The organism is Pseudomonas sp. fls2-241-TYG-175 (assembly GCF_030209155.1).
GTDB lineage: Bacteria > Pseudomonadota > Gammaproteobacteria > Pseudomonadales > Pseudomonadaceae > Aquipseudomonas > Aquipseudomonas viridiflava.
Window position 1 is genome coordinate 1 of sequence record NZ_JARVSO010000014.1, and the last position, 20,352, is coordinate 20,352.

Consider the following 20,352-nt stretch of genomic DNA (forward strand, 5'->3'; position numbering starts at 1 on the left):
GACGCGGAGCGTCACGGGATGCATGCCCACGCGGAGCGATGGGCACGATCAGTGTCGAGGCCGATTTGTGTATGACGATGAGCGCTGGAGCGTAGAAACGCTCAGGCAGCCGAATGTCTCCCCTCAGCCGACAGACGCCAATTGCCACTACCTACGCGCCCTGTCACAATCGCGAATGATTCTCTTTAGTTAGATTCTTCTCATCGAGGCCGTTCGTGTCGTCAGTCCCAAGCCCTCATAGCGAGATCGTTGGAGCGTTGTATCGCGATCACCGCAGCTGGCTGCTGGGCTGGCTTCGGCGCAACATTGCCTGCCCGCAGCGAGCGCAGGATCTGAGCCAGGACACCTTCGTACGCTTGCTGGGGCGTGATGAACTGGAGGCACCCAGAGAGCCGCGAGCGTTTCTGGCGACGGTTGCGAAGGGCCTGATGTTCGATCATTTCCGCCGTGCCGCGCTGGAACAGGCGTATCTGTGTGAACTGATGCAAGTCCCGGAAGCCGAACAACCCTCTCCCGAAGAGCAATTGCTGATTCTGGAAGACCTGAAAACGATCGATCGCCTGCTGGCCACCTTGTCGAGCAAGGCGCGTGCGGCCTTTTTGTATAGCCGTCTGGACGGCATGAGTCATGGCGAAATTGCCGAAAGGCTGGGCGTCTCGGTGTCGCGGGTCAGGCAGTATCTGGCCCAGGCCATACGTCAGTGCTATGCAGCGCTGTATGGCACGCCGACATGAACGCCAGTCCGGTATCGGCGCGCGTGCTGGATGCAGCCATCGAGTGGCAACTGAATCTGGATTCGACCAGCGGCAACGATGCCGAGCGGGCCGAGTTCGCCCGCTGGCTGGCGGCCGATGAAGAACACGCCCGTGCCTGGAGCCAGCTGGGCATGCTCAACCAGCGTTTTACCGTGCCATCAGGTCCGGCGCGCAAGGCCTTGCAACAATCGCCCGGCACCCTGCGGCGCAGTCTGCGCAAGCTCGGTGGCGGTCTGGCGGGGGTGTTTCTGGCCTGCGGTCTGGCGCTGTTCACCGCTGACCGTTACCTCGCGCTCGACTACTGGCTCGCCGATCAGCGCACCGCGACCGGCGAACAGCGCGATGTGCGTCTGGCCGACAACACCGTCATTCGCCTCAACACCCACAGCGCAATTGATGTGCGCTTCGATGCGAATCAGCGTCGAGTGATCCTGCAGGACGGCGAGATACTGGTGCAGACCGGCGATCATGACGATCCCCGGCCCTTCATCGTGGAAACACCGGACGGCAATATGCGCGCGCTCGGCACGCGTTTTCTGGTCAGGCGCGACGCCGACGGCACGCTGCTCAGCGTGCTGCAATCGGCGGTCGCCGCCAACGCGCGTGATCTTCCTCAGGAGCAGATCCTGCGTGAAGGCCAGCAGATCCGCTTGACCCGTGACGGCCTGGGTCCGCTGCTGGCCCTGCCAATGGGGGCGGACGCGTGGACCCGCGGCATGCTGGTGGTGGACAACGCTCGCCTGCAGGACATGCTGGCGGAGTTGGGTCGTTATCGAGCCGGGCATCTGGGCGTCGACCCGCAGGTGGCCGACCTGCGCATCACCGGAAGTTTTCCGCTGACCGATACCGACCTGGCGCTCAAGGCGTTGCTGCCTGCGTTGCCGGTTCGGATCGAAGAACATACGCCCTGGTGGGTCACGGTCCTGCCAAGGAATGACACCGCTGCGGCAAAACTCTGAAACACAGCGGCGGGCCTCGACCTTGCTCTGTGCTGACACTTTTCAGGTTTCATGCGGCTCAGCCTTAACGAGCCCTGCCCTTTCGCCTGTGGATACCCCATGAAAAGCCAAACCGTGCGTCGCTGGTCTGTCGTCCATACCTGGAGCAGCCTGATCTGCACACTGTTCCTGTTGATGCTGGCCATTACCGGTCTGCCGCTGATCTTTCACCACGAGATCGATCACTTGCTGGGCGATGCGCCGCAGTACAGGGAGATGCCTGCGGACACGCCTCACTTGAATCTGGAGCAGCTGGCGAAGGCTGCTGAAGCGCATCGTCCCGGTGAGGTGATGCAGTATTTCGGCTGGGATGACGAAGACCCCAATGGCGTGATGGCCATCACGGCGGCAACGGCCGGAACCGAGCCCAACTCGTCCCACACCTTCGCGCTGGATGCCCGTACTGGCGAAGCGTTGGAAATGCCGTCGGCCAACGGCGGCTTCATGATGGTCATGCTGCGCCTGCACGTGGACATGTACGCCGAACTGCCGGGCAAGCTGCTGCTGGCCTTCATGGGATTGCTGTTCGTGGTGGCGATTGTGTCCGGGACGGTCCTGTATTCACCGTTCATGCGCAAGCTGGAGTTCGGCACGGTCCGGGCGAGCAAGTCCACCCGGACCCGCTGGCTCGACCTGCATAACCTGATCGGCGTCGTGACCCTCACATGGGCGCTGGTGGTGGGCGTCACGGGCGTGATCAGTGCCTGTGCCGACCTGTTGATTGCTTCGTGGCGCAATGACGCGCTGGCAACCATGATCGCGCCCTATCGCGACGCACCACCGCTGACGCAACGCGCCCCGGCCACACGCCTGCTGGAAATCGCCGAATCCGCCGCGCCCGGCATGCAGGCCGACTTCATCGCCTTCCCCGGCACGCGCTTCTCCAGCGAGCATCACTACGCGGTCTTTCTCAAGGGCAACACACACCTGACCGCGCACCTGGCGACGCCGGTATTGATCGATGCCCAGACCCTGCAAGTCACCGCCGTGGTCGAACGGCCGTGGTATATGGACGCACTGGGCATGTCGCAACCGCTGCACTTCGGTGACTACGGCGGCATGCCGATGAAGATTCTTTGGGCGGCACTGGATGTGCTGACCATCATTGTGCTCGGCAGCGGCGTTTACCTGTGGTGGGTCAGACGCCGCGCCGCCCGAACAGTGAGCGCGACCCAGGCGCAGGTGACGCAATGAGTGGCAAGCCGTCCCGGTTCTGGAAAACCTTCGCCAAACCCGCATGGATCGCAATGCTGACAGGCGCAGGTCTGTTTGCGGCGCTGCTGGGCGATGGCTGGTGGGACACGCTGGCGTGGGCAGGCATGGGGATAGCTGCGGGGTTGAGTATCCGAGGATTGCTGGTGCGACACTGAGAGAGCGGATGCGGACTTGAAATCAAGCTTGCTCAACGCCAATCCACTCAACCCGATTGCAGTCCCACCACTCGCTGACTAGTCTAGGGACCTGTCTCAGTCGAGGAACACCCATGTCTGCCCCCCAGATGACGTTGTATTTCAACGCGGCCTCTCCCTTCGCCCGCAAGGTGGTGGTGATGCTTCATGAAACCGGTCAGGTTGACCGCGTGCACTTGCATCCCACGGTGCTGACACCCGTCAATCCGTCTGACGAGCTCAACGGCGACAACCCGGCCGGCAAGCTTCCGGCGCTGCGCCTGGCCGACGGCAATGTGATCCACGACAGCCGGGTCATCCTTGACTATCTGGACCATCAACATGTCGGCAATCCGCTGATCCCGCGCGACGGCTCGGCACGCTGGAGACGACTGACCATCGCCTCGCTGGCCGATGCCATACTCGATGCCGCCGTCCTGATCCGCTATGAAACCGCCCTGCGCCCTGCCGAGAAGCACTGGGATCTGTGGCTGGAGAATCAGCAGGCGAAGATCGAACGCACGCTCACCTATCTTGAGCAGGACGCCATCACTGAACTCAGCTCGTCATTCGATGTGGCGTCCATCAGCGTCGCGGCCGCTCTGGGGTATCTGGACTTCCGCCAGCCTGACCTGCGCTGGCGCGGTGCCTATCCTCGTCTGGCCAACTGGTACCTGGAAGTCAGCCAGCGACCTTCGATGCTGGCGACTCAGCCACCGGTCTGAGGCTGCGTGATCGATTGCCGGGGCATGCACGGGATCGTGGCGGCTCCGGTAACTGACCGATGATCATGCAGATCAGACAGCGCGCCCTGGCCTGATCCTCGCGCAAACCGAGCCACTTACTCATGACGGGGCTCCAGAGCCGCATCGAGCGGCTGGCTCGGACGACTGATCGCAATGCCATACCAGTCCAGCTTGCGGGTCAGCACCATGAACACACTCAACAGGCCGAACAGCAGCAAGGCGCCCATCAGCAACGCGTAGTCCTCGGCACTCAGCAGTCCGTACAGCAACCCATACAACGCGCTCAGACCCGCTGCAAAACCCGCCCCGTGAAGCACGCTGCGTAGCACGTGACTGACATAGAAACCGATCAGACACACACAGGCGCTCGCCGACAGCACGTAGGCCATGGCAAAACCCAGATGCTCGGACAGCGACAGCAGCATCAGGTAGAACAACGCCAGCGCCGCGCCCACCAGTGCGTATTGAACCGGGTGTACGGCCATGCTTTTCAGCACTTCGAACAGAAAGAATCCGGCAAACGTCAGTGCGATGAACAGCAGCGCGTATTTGATCGCCCGATCGCTCTTGAGGTACTGATCCACCGGATCGACAAAACTTACACCGAAACTTCGGCTCTTGAAGTCCTCGCAGGTCTGCGCGGTCAGGCAGCGGCTGAGTGCGTCTTCCAGATTGGTGGAAAAGAACGAGGCCTGCCATGCGGCACTGAACCCCTTATCGGTGATCTCGCGCTGGGTCGGCAGGTAATTGCCGATGAAACTCGGGTGCGGCCAGTCCGCATTCAGCTGCACGCGACTGGACTTGCCCACCGGCGCGACCTCGAACTGACCGGTGCCCTGCAGGCGCAGATCGAATGCGAAATCCAGCGTGACCTGCTCGCGACCGTCCAGCATCGGCAGGTTGGCGCTCACCCCTTCGCCCAGCCACTCGACCCGCGATCCCGGCAGCAGGTCCAGCGTCTGCCCGTTCATCTGCAGTTTCGGCGAGCTTTCGATACCCCGAATATCGCTGATGCCCAGCGCCAGGTAAGGCTTCTCGAAGGTGTAGTCGGTAAAGTCATCTGTCACGCCTAACTGCTCGGGCAATACGAACTGGCCGCTGATGTGGTTATCGGCATGATAAAGACGCGCCTCGTAGATACCTCGCGAACGCAGTTCGGTCTGCACCTTGCCATCCAGCTCGAAACGCTCCGGCAGAAAGTACAGGTAGCCGCGCTGGGAAGCGGTTTCAAGGTAACGCTCTTCGGTTTGCGCGTTGGTCTTCCAGAGACGGATGTTCTTGCGATACGGCACGACCAGCAGCGGGCCGGTCAGGCGCTGACTGAAGCTTGAGCTGCGCGCGATATCGTCCAGCACCCCATCGCGCTGCAACTGCCGATCCGTGATCAGGCTGCCGATCATCAACAATGGAATCAGCAGCAGAATGATCAGAAACGCGATGGTGCCCAGTTTTACAGCCAGATTTCGGTTCATGGGGCTCTCCCTGTTTTTCGATGGAGAGAGTCTGGAATGGGCATGTGGAGGCAGGATGGGCGTTGTGTGGAGATTGTGTGGTGACGCTTCAACCTGTCTGAGCTGGTCTCGCAGCAAACACCGGACTGTGGGAGGCCCCACCACGTCTTCGACGTAGCGCTGTCGCGCTGTCGCGCAGCAAACTCAGTGGGAGCGGACTTGTCCGCGAAAAGGCCAGTACATCCGACGAATATTCATCGCCTGAAATACAGTATTCGCGGACAAGTCCGCTCCCACAAAATCGAGTTCCTTCAGTGGGTTACAGGTTTTTTGATAAGAGGCGGCTTGCCGGCGATCTGCCCGGAACCGGCAGCAGCACTGACACACGCGGTGTGTCAGATACAACCTGGGGCCGCTGCGCAGCCCATCGCTGCCGTCGTAACCTCCGAGAGTTCCCACGCCCTCCGGGCAGAAGCAGACTTACGTGCATTTCAATAAATTACAGAGTGTTTGATAAGAGGCGCAGGTTATTAGAGGGTTTTACTGGATGCCACACGGCAGCAACAACCTCACCTCGACCCCGCCCTCGACATTCCCGATGTGCATTTCCCCTGCATGCAACTGCACCACTTCTTCCACGAAATTCAGGCCGAGCCCGGTGCTTTTTCGGCCGCTGTCCGGGCGCGGCAGGGAGTAGAAGCGCTCACTCAGGCGTGGCAAGGCGTAGTCGGGAATCGGGGCGGCGTCGTTGTAGAGCGTGAAGCGGATCCGCTCACCCTCAGGCTTGGCCATCAGACTAAGCCTGCCATCGACGGGAGTGAAGTCCAGCGCGTTATCGATCAGGTTCGCCAGCGCCTGACTCAGCAGAAAGCGTTCGCCCAGCAGTTGCAGACCGGGATCAATATGGATGTCGATGCGTAATGCCTGCCGCTCGACGCGGGTACTTCTGGCAGCCAACAGTTCATCGATCAGCTCCGCCAGCGCAACGGGAACCCGTTCTTCCAGGCCCTGGCGTTGCTCGACCATCGCCAGGTTGAGCAGACGCTCGATAAGCTGCTGCAATCGCGCACTTTCGCCCTCGATATTGCTGACGAAACGCTGTCGCTGTTCGTGGGGCATCTCATCCTGCAACAGCTCGGCAGCGCCGCGAATCGCTGCCAGCGGGCTTTTCAGTTCGTGGGTCAGCGTATGCACGTAGCGTTCGACATAGGCTTTACCTTCCAGCTGCGTGCGCATGTGCTCGACCGCCGCAGACAGTTGCTCAAGCTCGCCACCTCGATAATGCGGCAGTTCGGCGCGGCGTCCTTCGCTGACCGCCTGGGCGTAGCCGGTCAGACGTCGCAAGGCCGAACCCAGCCACCACGAGAACAACCCGCCCAGCAACAGGCCCAATACCATCAGGCCACCGCCATACCAGAGCAATCGGCGCTCGGCACGGTCGACATAGGGTTGCAACGAGCTGTTGGGCTTGGCGACGGTGACCACGCCAATGATCCTGCCGTTGTCACGAATCGGCGCACCGACGTGCATGACCGACGAATTCGGATCGTCAAGGTCGCTGCGGGTCGAACGCGCGCCGTACTCGCCGCGCAGGGTCAGGTAGACGTCGTTCCAGCGTGAATAGTCCTGACCCACCGCCTGCCCGCTGGAATCAAGCAGGACGATACCGTTGGCGTCGGTCACGTAGATACGGTTGTTGACCTGATTCTTGGGCAAGCCCCAGATGGTCGCGCCGGGCTGTCTCAGACCGTAAGCCTGTAGCGCGTCCGGCAGGCGGCTTTGATCAAGGGTGCCGTCCCTTACATTGTCATGAAGAATTTCGGCCAGCAGATTCGCCGTGTCGACCAGGGTTTCTTCGGTGGACTGACGCACGCCGGGGCGCACTTCCTTCATCACCGTGCTGAGCACGAAGTAACCCGTCAACGCGATGAACACCGCATAGACCAGAAAGATCCGGATGCTCAACGGCATCAGCTGTGGCCTGGACTGAAACTGTAACCCAGCCCACGATGGGTCTGGATCGGCTCGGCATCGGCCGCCACGACACGCAGCTTGGCACGCACGCTCTTGATATGGCTGTCGATGCTGCGCTCATAACCGGCATCTGCCGCCACGCCCATCGCATCGAGCAACTGCTCGCGGCTGAAGACCCGCTCGGGCTGAGCCAGCAGGCATTGCAGCAGCCGGAATTCGTGACGGGTCAGGCTCAAGGATTGGGCACGGTAGCTGATCTGGAAACGCTCAAGATCGACCGTGAATGGCTGATTTTCCGAGACAGGTGCAGTACGCGGCTGCATACGCTTGAGAATCGCCCGGACTCGCGCCGCCACTTCTCGCGGGCTGAACGGTTTGACAACGTAGTCATCAGCCCCGATCTCGAGCCCCACAACCCGGTCGATTTCGCCATCACGCGCACTCAGGAACATCACAGGCACTTCGCTGAAGCGCCGCAGTTGCTTGCACGTCTCGAAACCAGTGATGTCCGGCAGGCCGATGTCCAGAATGATCAGGTCGGCAGGCGATGCGCGCTGATGGTTGACGGCATCCTGCCCCAGGCTGAGCCATGACGTAGTGAAACCCTCGCTTTGCAGCGCATAGACCAGCGTATCGGCAATCGCGGCTTCGTCTTCGACAATCAGTATGTGAGGCATGGCATCCGAGCGCTGGGAGAGAGGGCGAAACGTTGCGCGATTTCAGCCCTCTGCGTCAATCAGCAATCGGGTTTGTCAGCGGTATAACGGCGTGCCGGATTGACGGCTGCGTCAAACTCGCGAAGCGCCTTGGCACCGATCAGCAGTGGATAGTTGAAGTGACTGCGATCCACCAGATTGACCTCGACGGTACGCTTCTTGTTGCCCAGGCACAGTTCCATATCCACGACCGGACGCTTGGTCGGATCGATCACTTCATCGTCTTCGTCATCGCCTTCGGAGCGGCCCTTGATCTTGCTGATCCGCGAAACCTTGTGCTCGTAAACCTTGCTGTCGGCGTCCTTGGTGGCCAGACGGAAACGAACCCAGTCATCGCCATCGCGCTTGAACAGCTCAATGTCCCTGGCCGACAGCGAAGCGGTCAGCGCACCGGTGTCCATCTTGGCCTTGAAGGTCTGGCCGACATCCACCACCTTGATGTTCTCGTAACGACCATACAGCGTCGGTTCGGCTGCCATGACAGGCAGAGCGAGCAGGGACAACAGCGCCAGAATCGGTTTCACGTTCAGGATTCCTCTCAATGGACAACGCCTGATTGGCGCCCGGTTTTAGACAGCGAACCCGCCGTTGGTTCGGCAGCTCGGGGTTTTGTGAGCATAATCCCCCGCACATGAAACATTTGTAAGTACCTGTGTAATTGGCGGGAAACGCGATGATCTTTATCATTGGCGCCCCAGAACGCCCAAGAGTCTCTTATGCGCCGTGTGCTTACCGGCTGTTTAGTCGCCACGCTCCTGCTGATCAACACACTCGTATTGATTGGTCCATTACTGGTTTTTGCTCTGCTCAAGCTGCTGTTCAAAGGCCGAATGCGTGACCGCTGCTCGCATGCGGTCATGTGGATTGCCGAAACCTGGGCCGAGATCGACAAACTCATCTTCGCAGCGTGCGTCCCGACACAGTGGGATATCCGTGGCGACGAAGGCCTGCGCGCTGACACCTCGTATCTGGTGATCAGCAACCATCAGTCCTGGGTCGATATCCCTGCGTTGATTCAGGCACTCAACCGGCGTACGCCGTTCTTCAAGTTTTTCCTGAAAAAGGAACTGATCTGGGTGCCGTTGCTGGGTCTGGCCTGGTGGGGGCTGGATTACCCGTTCATGAAGCGCTACACCAAGGCGTTTCTGGCAAAGAACCCCGAACTCAAGGGCAAGGACCTGGAAATCACCAAGGAGGCCTGTGAACTGTTCAAGCGCCAGCCCGTGACCATCGTCAATTATCTGGAGGGCACACGTTTCACCCCTGCCAAGCATGCGACACAGACCTCGCCCTACACCAGCCTGCTCAAGCCGAAGGCCGGTGGCGTCGCGTTCGTGCTGGCAGCGATGGGTGAACAACTGGATGCGATTCTGGACGTGACGGTCGTGTATCCCGGCTCCGGCATTCCAGGCTTCTGGGACATGCTTTGTGGGCGCGTGCCGAAAGTGATCGTGGACATCAGAACGCGCCCCATGGACCCCGCGCTGTGGCAGGGCGACTACGAGAACGATCCTGTGTTTCGCGAGAAAATCCAGGGCTGGGTCAACCAATTGTGGATCGAGAAGGATGCACGGATTGCGGCGTTGAGGCTGGAGGCCGCACAGCACTGACTGGCAGTTTCGACAGGTAGACGGCTCGCCGCGGCTGAACGAAGCTGAGTCAACATGGAAAAAGGATTTTCTCATGCTGCCGACTCGCACCACGGCGTCAGGCCTTTACGCCTATGACGCAACGGATCGCCTTGCTGCTTGCATGCCCGTTGATCAGGAGAGCGTCAGGCAGTTTTATCAGGATGACGTTCTGGTCAGCGAGCTGAGGGGCCTGGTGGGACTTACCTTCCTCCGGTCCGAACATCGACTGCTGGCCGCGTCAGAGAAGGATATGCACGAGCATCGCGTTCATCTGCTGGGCACGGATCAGTCGAACTCGGTGCTTCACAGTGTCAGCCTTCGGCAGCGCGAGGCCTTCGCCTATTCTCCCTACGGAACCTCTACACCAAAGAACCCGCCTTACCTGCCGGGTTACACAGGCCAGGCACCCGACCCGATCACAGGTCATTATCAACTGGGTAATGGTGCACGTGCCTTCAATCCGATACTGATGCGCTTCAACAGCCCCGATACCCTAAGCCCTTTCGGTGATGGCGGTCTCAGCGCCTATGCCTACTGCAAGGGCGACCCCGTCAACTACACAGACCCAACGGGGCACTATTCGATACCGGGCATGACAGGCATGGCCACTGTGCGACTGAAAACGGTCATCAGTCCCCGAGCAAGAAGACCCAGCATGATCGCCGAGGAGGGCTTCGCTCGAACCGTAGCCAGAGCCCTGAGCCGGAATACAACCTCGCCAGAGCCAATGCCTGAAACCAGAAAGTACCTCCACAACAGGCTCAAAAACTTAGACAAGGAGGCGCCTTTCGTCCAGAAACTTGCCTCAGTCAATCTTAACTTAGCCAGTCACGGCGACACCGACCTCAGCTTGCCCCATGCAAAATATTACGCGGACCTGGCCGTACAGGTGCATGCAGGCCAGTTGAGCAATACGGCCGCACACGTCGAAGCGGCCTTGAAATGGGCCAGCATGGTACGCGCACGAGGGGGAAGCACAACGCCTTTGATCGGCCTGGCATTCAACCTGCTTGGAGCATTGACCTCTGGCACCGCAGATAAGAAGCCGTACATAACCGGCGAGGCGTTGTTGAGTCAGAAGAATCAGTCAGTAAGACAAGTTGATAGTGCCCATCAGTGACCCGCGCCCCATACGCCACTCAGACTCTGCAACGCAGAACCGCCCGCACCTTGTTGACCCAGGTACTGCAAAATCACCGGGACAAACTGGCTGACCATGCTGCTGTCCATGCCCAGCGCCTTGAACGCGTTGTTCACGTCGCCCATGCTTTGCACGTTGCCCAAGGCATTGTTGAGCATCGAATTGTCGCCTGCCTTGCTTCCGCCCAGCAGCTTGCCAAGGCCGTTTGCGCCGCCCAGGCTGTCGAGCGCCGAAGTACCGGACAACTGCTCCAGACCGGGGACCGATTTAGCCAGTTGCGAATAATCATTGCCGGCCAGTTTGTTTTTGGCCAACCCCAGCAATGCGCCTGTCCCTCCTACCGCTTGTTCCGGGGTCACGTTGAGCTGAGAACCCAGCGCGTTGAGCAGGCCAGCGGCTTCGGGCGCAGCGGTCGCTTTCTGATTACCGCCTGTTGCATTGGAAACCGCATTCGCTGCGTCATTCAGGTTGAAGGCAAACACCGGGCTTGCTGCCAGGCCCATCAATGTTGCCAGTGCCATCACGCGCGCAGTTTTCATTCGGTCAACCTCATCAAAAACCTGAACCGCCCGATAGTGGGCGGTAAAACAGACGATTTGACTGGAGGAGCGGTAGCTTGTTCCCGGTGGGGTGCAGAGGATAAGTGTTATTTCCTACCCTGACGTCGGAGCAGCAGAGGCGCCCGATGCTCCGCCTGGCAGTTCTGATAGCTAGGCAGCTCACTCAACCGGACACAGACTCAACCATGAATGGCTTACGCTGAGAAGGTGAATGCAATGGCTCACATTGCAGGGGAGACACGCTGCAGTTATCGCTACGACGCTCTGGATCGCATGGTCAGCAGCGAACCCGGGGGCCAAGCCACCCTGTGGCGTTTTTATCAGAGAGATCGCCTGTCAACGCAGATACAGGGGCCAACCCGACACAGCCTGCTGCACGCCGATGAGCATTTGCTGGCGTTTCAACGAAAGCATGATGAGGGGTCGGATTGCGAATTGCTCGCGACGGACCAGCAGAGCTCAGTCATTGCAACGCCCCAGTCCGTTATTTCGTATACGCCATATGGTCATCGCCGCCCGTTGGCCGCCCCCTTGAATCTGCCGGGCTTCACAGGTCAGCAGGTAGATCCCATTACCGGGCACTATCTGCTGGGCAACGGCTACAGAGCGTTCAACCCGAGCTTGATGCGGCTCAACAGCCCGGACAACTTGAGTCCATTTGGTGATGGCGGTTTGAATGCCTATGCATATTGCGTGGGAGATCCCGTTAATTGGATAGACATCGAAGGGCATGCGCCTGCTTTTCTCAGGTGGTTGCTACGCATTCCAAGACCTTTCAAAGGGTCTTCGTTCACAACAAGCTCGAAGATGAAGAACTTCAAGATACTGGGAGAAGAGGCTTATACATTCGAAGACAGCGTTCACGGACAGTCACGATTGAATATATCTGCTCACGGACACCGAGCGTCAGCTGACGCACCCTCCAAGCTGGTCGTCAACCAAAAAAAATGGTCCGCACAACAAGTTAACGACGCACTTACTAAAAAAGGATATGACCTTCCTTCCTATGACCGTATTCGATTGATTTCCTGTTATTCCGCAAGTGGAAAGACGTCGTTTGCCGATGATCTTGCACAGATTACGGGCAGATCTGTAACAGGTTTCACCGCCGACGTCGCCGACAATCGAAGTTTTAAGCGGGTCGGCATGGTAGTCGAAGAGATCAGAAAACGGTATCCAAACACCTTCGAAAAAAAGATAAGCCAGTATTATTCACATCGAAAACATATGATTTTAAGACCTCAAAACGCGAGTGAAATTATTGAATTCTCCCCTAGGCGTTAGCTCGGAATGCAGAGTCAACCTGACTGTCCTGAAAGCGAGATGAGCAGGGCACATTCCAATCCCACCTTGATCCTGAATGACTTGCGCCAAGAAAGGTAAACCCAATGACCACCCTCGCCCATACCCTGCTTTGCCGTTATCAATATGACGCCCTGGATCGCCTTGCCAGCAGCGAACCTGCAAACCAAACCACACTGCAGCATTTCTATCAGAAGAACCGTCTGACCACCCAGATACAGGATCAGGTCCGGTATACGCTGCTGCACGCTGACGAGCATTTATTGGCATTTCAGCACATAGGGGCTCAGAGTTCGGAGCGCATCTTGCTGGCAACCGACCGGCAGGACTCGGTCATTGAAACACCCCGCGCAGGGTTTGCCTTTACACCGTACGGTCATCGACATCCACAAGCCAACCCTCTGACGCTTCCGGGCTTTACGGGCCAGCAGGCAGATTCCATTACCGGGCACTACGTGCTGGGCAACGGCTACCGTGCGTTCAATCCAGTGTTGATGAGGTTCAACAGCCCGGACAGTTTGAGTCCGTTTGGTGAGGGTGGTCTGAATGCGTATGCATACTGCGTTGGAGATCCGATCAACCGGGTCGATCCCAGCGGCCATGGGTCCTTATTTTTTAGACTCCTGCGACGAATGGGGCTCAGATATAAACGTCCTCAGCTTCAGGAATTCCCATCAACAATGAAGGGTTTGAAACTGAGTAATCACGTCAATCTGGGAAAAAGCCTCAATGTCTACGATAACGTGACGAAAAAAGGACAGCGGGAACTGTTGGTTCACGCCCACGGCATTCCGCTGGAATCAGAAGGACATCCACAATTGAGCATGGGTAAAGGAAAAGTTTCCCCAGATCTTCTTAATCATAAAATCAAGGAAAACAAAAGAAGTCTGGATGGGTATGAGACCATTCACCTTGTCGTCTGTCACTCTGCCAACGGCGGTGCAAATTCATTTGCGGCACAACTATCCGAACTCACCAGACTGCCGGTGAAAGGCTACAAAGGGAAAGTCATCTACGACAGTGTCTATGATATTGACAACGCACTCTCTGACGGCAATACACTCAGAGACATCGTTAAAAGAAACACCTTCCGCCAAGGGAGTGGCCTTTATAGAGATTTCGCCTATGAACCCGTCTGGCATTCCTACCTGTAAGGAAACCTTCACAGCGCTGAATGGGCCATTATTACTGCGCAAGGAAAAGGTGTTGTCTATCCACAAGGCCTTGCCGATAGATTAGTAAAAAAGGCAAGACGTTGAGCAGCCCTGACAACATTCATCGGTTTTTTTGTTACATGGGCGCGTGCGCAAAACCCATACGCGATAACTCGAAGTGCACCCTCTGAGGTGGGCGGCATCAGCCGCCCACCCGTCACGATCACGCCGCACTGAACAACTTATGCGGATCGATCACAAACTTCTTCGGCACACCCGCATCGAACTCGCCATAGCCACGCGGCGCGTCATCGAGACTGATGACTTCGACGCCCACCACGTCAGCGATCTTGATGCGGTCCCACATGATGGCTTGCATGAGTTGACGGTTGTACTTCATGACAGGCGTCTGGCCCGTGTGGAAGCTGTGGGATTTGGCCCAGCCCAGGCCGAAGCGGATGCTCAGGCTGCCCATTTTCGCGGCCGCGTCCACGGCGCCTGGATCTTCTGTGACGTACAGACCTGGAATACCGATCTTGCCTGCAACGCGCACCACGCCCATCAGCGAGTTGAGCACGGTGGCCGGTGCTTCGGACTGCGCACCGGCATGGCCGTGGCCACGCGCTTCGAAGCCCACGGCATCGATGGCGCAATCCACTTCAGGCTCACCCAGCAGCGCGGCGATCTGTTCGTGCAGCGGCGTGTCCTGGGACAGGTCGGCGATTTCGAAGCCCTGAGCCTTGGCGTGAACCAGACGGGTCGGGTTGACGTCGCCGACGATCACCACCGCAGCGCCCAGCAGACGCGCTGAAGCAGCCGCTGCCAGACCGACCGGCCCGGCACCCGCTACGTACACAGTACTGCCGGGGCCGACGCCTGCAGTTACTGCGCCATGGTAGCCGGTGGGCAGAATGTCGGAGAGGCAAGTCAGGTCGCGGATCTTTTCCATCGCAGCATCGCGATCCGGCAGTTTGAGCAGGTTGAAGTCAGCGTAAGGCACCAGTACGTATTCCGCCTGACCGCCGACCCAGTCGCCCATGTCGACATAACCGTAGGCACCGCCAGCGCGGGCGGGGTTTACGGTCAGGCAGACACCTGTGTGCTGCTCCTTGCAGCTACGGCAGCGGCCGCACGCCACGTTGAACGGCACGGACACCAGATCGCCGACTTTCAGGTGTTCCACATCACGACCGGCTTCGAGCACTTCACCAGTGATTTCGTGACCGAGGACCAGCCCGGTCTGGGCAGTGGTACGGCCACGAACCATGTGTTGGTCCGAGCCGCAGATGTTGGTGGACACCACGCGCAGAATCACACCGTGTTCGATGCGCTTGCCGCGTGGGTCTTCCATTTTGGGGAAAGGAATGCTTTGCACTTCGACCTTGCCAGCGCCGAGATACACTACACCGCGATTACCAGACATGCTTTCACCTCGCTTTTATTGTGTTGTAGCGGAGAAATGCGCTGCTTTGATTGGGTGTTGCGGCAACGCACCGATTGCTCTGGGTTGCTTGTGTCGTACTGCCGAGAAACCATGAAGGTGATTGTGTTGTGAAGCCCTACAAAACCACCGTTCTGTTGGCGTTCAGAAACACTCGCCGTTCAATGTGATACCCCACCGCGCGAGCCAGTGTCAGCCCTTCGATGTCCCGGCCCTTGGCAATCAGGTCTTCGGGATAGTGACTGTGATCGACCACTTCCACGCCCTGCGCGATGATGGGGCCTTCGTCCAGGTCGTTGTTGATGTAATGCGCCGTTGCACCCACCAGTTTCACGCCCTTGTTGTAGGCCTGATGGTACGGCTTGGCGCCTTTGAAACCGGGCAGCAGCGAGTGGTGAATATTGATCGCCTTGCCATCGAGCTTGCGACACAGGTCCGGTGACAGCACTTGCATGTAGCGGGCAAGGATCACCAGTTCGGCACCGGACTCTTCAATGACCTTCCAGACCTTGGCCTCCTGTGCAGGCTTGTCGTTGGGGTCGAGGGGGAAATGGTAGTACGCAATACCGTGCCACGCTGCCAAAGGCTCAAGATCGGGGTGATTGGACACCACCGCGACCACGTCCATGGACAACTGATTGATGCGCTGGCGGTAGAGCAAATCATTCAGGCAGTGATCGGCCTTGGAGACCATGATCACGACCTTGGGTCGATAGTTGGGCGCGGTCAGCTCGAAGATCATGCCAAATGCGCTGCCCCGCTCGGCCAGGCCTGCGCGAAAACCTTCTTCGTCGAAACCCTCGGGCTGGCGAAATTCGACACGAATGAAAAAGCGTCCCGACAGGCGATCATCGAACGAATGGTGCTCGGTCACGTAGCAACCCTGCTCGAACAGAAAGCGGGTTACGGCATCGACCGTACCCAGGACGCTGGGGCAGTCGGCAGTCAAAATCCATGTATCGGGGGCACGACTCATTAAGCGAATACTCCTGAATCCTTATCGCCTGTCAGGTCTTCGCGAAGACGCTGCATCAGACACCACTCACTTCAAGCCTGAATACTCAAACCATACTCGGCTGACGCATCCTGCAGCCACAGCCACCAGTAATCGGCAAAGCTGCGGCGGATCAGCAGCTCCCAGGTGTCTTCACCTGTACGACGGATCACCAGTTGCGACTTGGCAAACACCGTCCCGACGGCCTTGCCCACTGGAAAGTTGTCGGGGTGAACGTCGTAGCTGGTGGATTTCATCAGGACCTGAAGAACCTTGGGGCCGGTCAGTTCAAGAATCGACTGGCCGCCGCTGACGTTGACGATTGCGATGTGCAAGCCCGCCAATGCTTCGCGCAGTTGTTGCTCCGCAGCGAGTTCTTCGCCGCTCGGCACGATCAGCAGCCACTCGTCCGGGCCCATCCACTGCAACGAGCGTTCACCGCTGGTGACCAGCATCAGTGCGGCGGGCAATTCCATGCCGAGCGCCTTGTGTACGCCAGCGGCAAACGCTGGATCGTGGGCATCACCCCGCAGGGTCAGGTGGCCCAGCAGCTTCTTCTCGCGCAGGAACACGCCTGGACTGGCGCGGCCCTTGCCGACAAGTGTTTCCAGGCTGGCATGAAACAGCGGCGACTCGGCCTTCACGTCGGAGGTCGGGCGTTGTGGGTAAACATTGACTGTGGTCATGGATCACCTGCTCTGAATTCTGTTGTACCGAAACGCGGTTAGCTCACCGATCGTTCCCACGCTCGGCGTGGGAACGATCAGGTCACGCGTTTACTCCACGTTCTGCTGCTCGCCCTTCGGATCGAAGAACACCGACGAAACGATCTCGGCCTCGATCACGCTGCCATCGGCCAACGGTGCGAACACCCGCTCGCCCATGCGGCTCAGACCGCCCTTGACCACGCCCATTGCAAACGAATAACCCAGCGAGTTGTGCGCATAGCTGGAGGTCACGTGACCGACCATGCTCATCGGAATCGCTTGCTTTGTGTCGAACACCAGTTGCGCACCTTCCGGCAGCCATTGATTCGGGTCGACCGGCTTGAGGCCGACCAGTTGCTTGCGCTGCTCACGCACGCAATCTTCGCGGTTCATGCCGCGCCAGCCCATCCACGAAAACGGTTTGGTACGCCCGACACACCAGCCCATGTTCAGGTCATCCGGGGTCATCGAGCCGTCCGTGTCCTGGCCGACAATGATGAAGCCCTTCTCGGCCCGCAGCACGTGCATGGTCTCGGTGCCGTAAGGCGTCAGGTTGTACTGCTTGCCCGCCTCGATGATCTTCTCCAGCACGCCCATCGCGTAGTCGGCCTGAACGTTGACCTCGTAGGACAGCTCGCCGGTGAAGGAAATACGGAACACCCGAGCCGGAACACCTGCGACCAGACCTTCTTTCCAGGTCATGAACGGGAAGGCTTCGCGGCCCAGATCGATGTCGGTGACTTCGCTGAGCAGCTTGCGGCTGTTGGGGCCGGACAGCGTCAGGGTAGCCCAGTGGTCGGTCACGGAGGTGAAGTACACCTTCAGGTCCGGCCATTCGGTCTGTTGATAGATTTCCAGCCATTGCAGAACGCGTGCAGCGCCGCCGGTGGTGGTGGTCATCAGGAAGTGGTTGTCGGCGATGCAGGCCGTTACGCCGTCATCGAAGACCATGCCGTCTTCCTTGCACATCAGGCCGTAGCGCGCCTTGCCCACGTCCAGTTTGGTCCAGGCGTTGGTGTAGATGCGGTTCAGGAACTCACGGGCATCGGGCCCCTGAATGTCGATCTTGCCCAGTGTCGAGGCGTCCAGCAGACCCACGCTGGCGCGCACGGCCTTGCACTCGCGGGCGACCGCAGCGTGCATGTCTTCACCGTTTTTCGGGAAGTACCACGGACGTTTCCACTGACCGACGTCTTCGAATTCGGCACCGTTGCGCACATGCCACGCATGCAACGCTGTGAAACGCACCGGCTCGAAAACGTGGCCGCAATGCCGACCGGCAATCGCGCCGAAGGTCACCGGCGTGTAGTTGGGGCGGAACATGGTGGTGCCCATTTCCGGGATCGACACGTTCAGCGAGCGCGCCGCAATGGCCAGACCGTTCACGTTGCCGAGCTTGCCCTGATCGGTGCCGAAGCCCAGTGCGGTGTAACGCTTGACGTGCTCGACCGACTCGAAGCCCTCACGGGTCGCCAGTTCGATGGCCGCAGCGGTGACGTCGTTCTGCAGGTCGACGAATTGCTTCGGCGCACGGGCAGTGCCCTTTTCGTGTGGCACCTGAAACAGCGCAAGGGTCGGCTCTTCTGCACGGCTGAGGGCCTTGGGCATGACGCCTTCGACCAGCTTGAAACCGGCTTCGCTGGCTGCGCGTACCCCCCCTTCGAAACCGTCGGCCAGGCTGTCCGCCAGGCTGTAAACCCCTTTTACGCCACCTACGCAGACACGCTTCTGCGGTGCCTCGCCCGGTACGAAACCAAGAATATCTTCACGCCAGACCGGCTTGCCGCCCAGGTGTGATGCCAAGTGAACGATCGGGCTGTAACCACCGGAGCTGGCGACCAGATCGCATTCCAGCCATTCGCCGGGGCTGGTCACGCTGTGTGATTTGATGTCGATGGCGGCGACACGTGCAGCCGTCACGCGCTTGGTGCCACGGGCTTCGATCACGGCGCTGCCGGTCAGGATGCGGATGCCTTTGGCACGTGCCTCTTCCACCAGCGGACCGCGCGGATTGTGACGCGCATCGGCAATCGCGACGACTGGCAGGCTGGCGTCGAGCCAGTCCAGTGCAACGCGATAGGCATGATCGTTGTTGGTGGACAGTACGAGCTTCTTGCCCGGCGCCACGCCGTAACGGCGAACGTAGGTGGAAACGGCGCCGGCCAGCATGTTGCCTGGCACATCGTTGTTGCCGTAGACCAATGGACGCTCGTGAGTACCGGTCGCCAGCACCACACGTTTGGCGCGCACACGGTGCATGCGCTGACGCACCATGCCGATGGGCGCACGGTCGCCGAGGTGATCGGTCAGGCGCTCATGAATGGTCAGGAAGTTGTGATCGTGATAGCCGTTGACCGTGGCACGAGGCAGCAGGGTCACGTTGCGCAGGCTTTTCAGCTCGGCAATGACAGTGGCCACCCATTCAATGGCCGGCTTGCCATCCAGGCTTTCGCGGCTGTCGAGCAGGCTGCCGCCAAACTCTTCCTGCTCATCGGCCAGAATCACGCGGGCACCGCTGCGCGCCGCTGCCAGTGCCGCCGCCAGACCTGCAGGGCCTGCGCCGACAATCAGCACGTCGCAGTGCTGGTTCATCGCATCGTAGCTGTCCGGATCGTTCTCGGTCGGCGAGCGCCCCAGACCTGCCGCCTTGCGGATGTACTTTTCGTACGTCATCCAGAAGGACTGCGGGTACATGAACGTCTTGTAATAGAAGCCCGGCGGCATCAGCTTGCCGCCGACCTTGCCGAGAATGCCCATCACATCGTTGTTCACGCTCGGCCAGCCGTTGGTGCTGGTCGCGACCAAGCCCGAATACAGGGCTTGCTGCGTAGCACGCACGTTGGGGATCTGCGTGGCTTCGGTCGCGCCGATCTGCAACACGGCGTTCGGTTCTTCGGAACCCGCTGCGAAGATGCCGCGTGGACGCGAATACTTGAAGCTTCGGCCGATGATATCAACGCCGTTTGCCAGCAGTGCCGACGCCAGGGAGTCGCCTTCAAAGCCTTGGTAGGTCTGACCGTTGAAGGTGAAATTCAGCACCTTGCTACGGTTGATACGGCCGCCGTTGGGCAGTCGATTGCTCTGGCTCATACCTTGTCTCCCTTGTCCGTGAACTGCGGCCTGGCGCCAATCGGATAGGTTTCGAGAATTTCGTAGGTCACGGTGTTGCGCGTGGCGTTGAAGTACTGGCGGCAACCGGCAGCGTGAATCCACAGCTCGTGGTGCAGGCCTCGCGGGTTATCGCGAAAGAACATGTAATCGCCCCACTGCTCGTCGGTGCAGGCGCCCGGATCGAGCGGACGCGGAATGTGCGCCTGGCCCGATGCGTGGAATTCCTCTTCGGAGCGCAGTTCGCCACAGTGAGGACAGAAGATATGCAGCATGAGTGTTTCTC

General features: G+C 59.3%; 19 protein-coding genes. 9 read left to right on the forward strand and 10 right to left on the reverse strand.

Translation table 11 applies throughout. The features are described 5' to 3' along the window. Window positions 1–215 precede the first annotated feature (215 nt). The 5 genes from QRN20_RS11570 to QRN20_RS11590 all read left to right on the forward strand — a co-directional run bounded on the left by QRN20_RS11570 (window position 216) and on the right by QRN20_RS11590 (window position 3,866). A complete protein-coding gene (locus tag QRN20_RS11570) occupies window positions 216–734 on the forward strand; it encodes an RNA polymerase sigma factor (RefSeq protein WP_122413381.1) in 519 nt (172 codons plus the stop codon). After that, complete coding sequence (locus tag QRN20_RS11575) at window positions 731–1,714, forward strand: FecR domain-containing protein (RefSeq protein ID WP_122413382.1); 984 nt, start codon at window positions 731–733, stop codon at window positions 1,712–1,714. Before QRN20_RS11570 ends, QRN20_RS11575 begins: the two co-directional genes overlap by 4 nt. A 99-nt stretch (window positions 1,715–1,813) precedes the next feature. Further along, complete coding sequence (locus QRN20_RS11580; protein WP_029244113.1) at window positions 1,814–2,947, forward strand: PepSY-associated TM helix domain-containing protein; 1,134 nt, start codon at window positions 1,814–1,816, stop codon at window positions 2,945–2,947. Continuing rightward, window positions 2,944–3,123: a hypothetical protein gene (locus QRN20_RS11585; RefSeq protein WP_029244114.1), complete on the forward strand. Its 180-nt coding sequence runs from the start codon at window positions 2,944–2,946 to the stop codon at window positions 3,121–3,123. The genes QRN20_RS11580 and QRN20_RS11585 overlap by 4 nt, the downstream gene beginning before the upstream one ends. A gap of 113 nt (window positions 3,124–3,236) precedes the next feature. Next, the gene (locus tag QRN20_RS11590; RefSeq protein WP_163000493.1) at window positions 3,237–3,866 is read left to right on the forward strand and encodes a glutathione S-transferase family protein; all 630 of its coding nucleotides are present in this window, start codon (window positions 3,237–3,239) and stop codon (window positions 3,864–3,866) included. A gap of 116 nt (window positions 3,867–3,982) precedes the next feature. On the opposite strand, the gene creD is transcribed toward QRN20_RS11590, so the two are convergent. The 4 genes from creD to rloA2 form a co-directional block, all read right to left on the reverse strand. Continuing rightward, window positions 3,983–5,359, reverse strand: a complete 1,377-nt coding sequence (creD, locus tag QRN20_RS11595) for a cell envelope integrity protein CreD (protein ID WP_122413383.1) — start codon at window positions 5,357–5,359, stop codon at window positions 3,983–3,985. Window positions 5,360–5,878: 519 nt separating this feature from the next. After that, the gene (gene creC / locus QRN20_RS11600; RefSeq protein ID WP_029244117.1) at window positions 5,879–7,309 is read right to left on the reverse strand and encodes a two-component system sensor histidine kinase CreC; all 1,431 of its coding nucleotides are present in this window, start codon (window positions 7,307–7,309) and stop codon (window positions 5,879–5,881) included. Continuing rightward, complete coding sequence (gene creB, locus QRN20_RS11605; RefSeq protein WP_096768535.1) at window positions 7,309–7,989, reverse strand: two-component system response regulator CreB; 681 nt, start codon at window positions 7,987–7,989, stop codon at window positions 7,309–7,311. Before creB ends, creC begins: the two co-directional genes overlap by 1 nt. 59 nt (window positions 7,990–8,048) lie before the next feature. Continuing rightward, window positions 8,049–8,552 (reverse strand): retropepsin-like aspartic peptidase RloA2, encoded by a 504-nt coding sequence (rloA2, locus tag QRN20_RS11610; RefSeq protein ID WP_004880177.1) that lies wholly within the window; start codon window positions 8,550–8,552, stop codon window positions 8,049–8,051. A gap of 192 nt (window positions 8,553–8,744) precedes the next feature. Here rloA2 and yihG point away from each other — a divergent pair, with 192 nt between their 5' ends. Next, complete coding sequence (gene yihG / locus QRN20_RS11615) at window positions 8,745–9,638, forward strand: 1-acylglycerol-3-phosphate O-acyltransferase, YihG family (RefSeq protein WP_122413385.1); 894 nt, start codon at window positions 8,745–8,747, stop codon at window positions 9,636–9,638. 73 nt (window positions 9,639–9,711) lie between these two features. Further along, window positions 9,712–10,779, forward strand: a complete 1,068-nt coding sequence (locus tag QRN20_RS11620; protein ID WP_122413386.1) for an RHS repeat-associated core domain-containing protein — start codon at window positions 9,712–9,714, stop codon at window positions 10,777–10,779. Here QRN20_RS11620 and QRN20_RS11625 read toward each other — a convergent pair. Continuing rightward, window positions 10,773–11,339 (reverse strand): DUF2780 domain-containing protein, encoded by a 567-nt coding sequence (locus QRN20_RS11625; RefSeq protein WP_058430640.1) that lies wholly within the window; start codon window positions 11,337–11,339, stop codon window positions 10,773–10,775. The two genes, QRN20_RS11620 and QRN20_RS11625, sit on opposite strands and share 7 nt — an antisense overlap. Window positions 11,340–11,576: 237 nt before the next feature. On the opposite strand from QRN20_RS11625, the gene QRN20_RS11630 reads away from it, so the two are divergent. Both QRN20_RS11630 and QRN20_RS11635 read left to right on the forward strand, forming a co-directional pair. Continuing rightward, window positions 11,577–12,644: an RHS repeat-associated core domain-containing protein gene (locus QRN20_RS11630; protein ID WP_058430641.1), complete on the forward strand. Its 1,068-nt coding sequence runs from the start codon at window positions 11,577–11,579 to the stop codon at window positions 12,642–12,644. 104 nt (window positions 12,645–12,748) lie between these two features. Then, a complete protein-coding gene (locus tag QRN20_RS11635; protein ID WP_063625664.1) occupies window positions 12,749–13,816 on the forward strand; it encodes an RHS repeat-associated core domain-containing protein in 1,068 nt (355 codons plus the stop codon). A 223-nt stretch (window positions 13,817–14,039) separates the two neighbouring features. On the opposite strand, the gene fdhA is transcribed toward QRN20_RS11635, so the two are convergent. The 5 genes from fdhA to QRN20_RS11660 form a co-directional block, all read right to left on the reverse strand. Beyond that, a complete protein-coding gene (fdhA, locus tag QRN20_RS11640) occupies window positions 14,040–15,239 on the reverse strand; it encodes a formaldehyde dehydrogenase, glutathione-independent (protein WP_004880185.1) in 1,200 nt (399 codons plus the stop codon). Between the two features lie 136 nt (window positions 15,240–15,375). After that, window positions 15,376–16,233: a formyltetrahydrofolate deformylase gene (purU, locus tag QRN20_RS11645; RefSeq protein ID WP_029244121.1), complete on the reverse strand. Its 858-nt coding sequence runs from the start codon at window positions 16,231–16,233 to the stop codon at window positions 15,376–15,378. Window positions 16,234–16,304: 71 nt separating this feature from the next. Then, on the reverse strand, window positions 16,305–16,937 hold the full coding sequence (locus QRN20_RS11650) for a sarcosine oxidase subunit gamma (RefSeq protein ID WP_029244122.1): 633 nt from the start codon (window positions 16,935–16,937) through the stop codon (window positions 16,305–16,307). 90 nt (window positions 16,938–17,027) lie between these two features. Continuing rightward, window positions 17,028–20,048: a sarcosine oxidase subunit alpha gene (locus QRN20_RS11655; RefSeq protein ID WP_285360395.1), complete on the reverse strand. Its 3,021-nt coding sequence runs from the start codon at window positions 20,046–20,048 to the stop codon at window positions 17,028–17,030. Next, window positions 20,045–20,341 carry a sarcosine oxidase subunit delta gene (locus QRN20_RS11660; RefSeq protein WP_004880192.1) on the reverse strand — a complete coding sequence of 99 codons (297 nt, stop codon included), beginning with the start codon at window positions 20,339–20,341 and terminating at the stop codon, window positions 20,045–20,047. Before QRN20_RS11660 ends, QRN20_RS11655 begins: the two co-directional genes overlap by 4 nt. Between the last annotated feature and the right edge of the window lie 11 nt (window positions 20,342–20,352).

Excerpts from the sequence above, each read along its gene's own strand:
- creD (WP_122413383.1), bottom strand. The coding sequence starts at position 5,359 with ATGAACCGAAATCTGGCTGTAAAACTGGGCACCATCGCGTTTCTGATC.
- QRN20_RS11575 (WP_122413382.1), top strand. The coding sequence starts at position 731 with ATGAACGCCAGTCCGGTATCGGCGCGCGTGCTGGATGCAGCCATCGAG.
- QRN20_RS11660 (WP_004880192.1), bottom strand. The coding sequence starts at position 20,341 with ATGCTGCATATCTTCTGTCCTCACTGTGGCGAACTGCGCTCCGAAGAG.
- purU (WP_029244121.1), bottom strand. The coding sequence starts at position 16,233 with ATGAGTCGTGCCCCCGATACATGGATTTTGACTGCCGACTGCCCCAGC.
- QRN20_RS11650 (WP_029244122.1), bottom strand. The coding sequence starts at position 16,937 with ATGACCACAGTCAATGTTTACCCACAACGCCCGACCTCCGACGTGAAG.
- QRN20_RS11585 (WP_029244114.1), top strand. The coding sequence starts at position 2,944 with ATGAGTGGCAAGCCGTCCCGGTTCTGGAAAACCTTCGCCAAACCCGCA.
- QRN20_RS11620 (WP_122413386.1), top strand. The coding sequence starts at position 9,712 with ATGCTGCCGACTCGCACCACGGCGTCAGGCCTTTACGCCTATGACGCA.
- creC (WP_029244117.1), bottom strand. The coding sequence starts at position 7,309 with ATGCCGTTGAGCATCCGGATCTTTCTGGTCTATGCGGTGTTCATCGCG.
- QRN20_RS11635 (WP_063625664.1), top strand. The coding sequence starts at position 12,749 with ATGACCACCCTCGCCCATACCCTGCTTTGCCGTTATCAATATGACGCC.
- QRN20_RS11625 (WP_058430640.1), bottom strand. The coding sequence starts at position 11,339 with ATGAAAACTGCGCGCGTGATGGCACTGGCAACATTGATGGGCCTGGCA.
- fdhA (WP_004880185.1), bottom strand. The coding sequence starts at position 15,239 with ATGTCTGGTAATCGCGGTGTAGTGTATCTCGGCGCTGGCAAGGTCGAA.
- QRN20_RS11580 (WP_029244113.1), top strand. The coding sequence starts at position 1,814 with ATGAAAAGCCAAACCGTGCGTCGCTGGTCTGTCGTCCATACCTGGAGC.
- yihG (WP_122413385.1), top strand. The coding sequence starts at position 8,745 with ATGCGCCGTGTGCTTACCGGCTGTTTAGTCGCCACGCTCCTGCTGATC.
- QRN20_RS11630 (WP_058430641.1), top strand. The coding sequence starts at position 11,577 with ATGGCTCACATTGCAGGGGAGACACGCTGCAGTTATCGCTACGACGCT.
- creB (WP_096768535.1), bottom strand. The coding sequence starts at position 7,989 with ATGCCTCACATACTGATTGTCGAAGACGAAGCCGCGATTGCCGATACG.
- QRN20_RS11590 (WP_163000493.1), top strand. The coding sequence starts at position 3,237 with ATGTCTGCCCCCCAGATGACGTTGTATTTCAACGCGGCCTCTCCCTTC.
- QRN20_RS11655 (WP_285360395.1), bottom strand. The coding sequence starts at position 20,048 with ATGAGCCAGAGCAATCGACTGCCCAACGGCGGCCGTATCAACCGTAGC.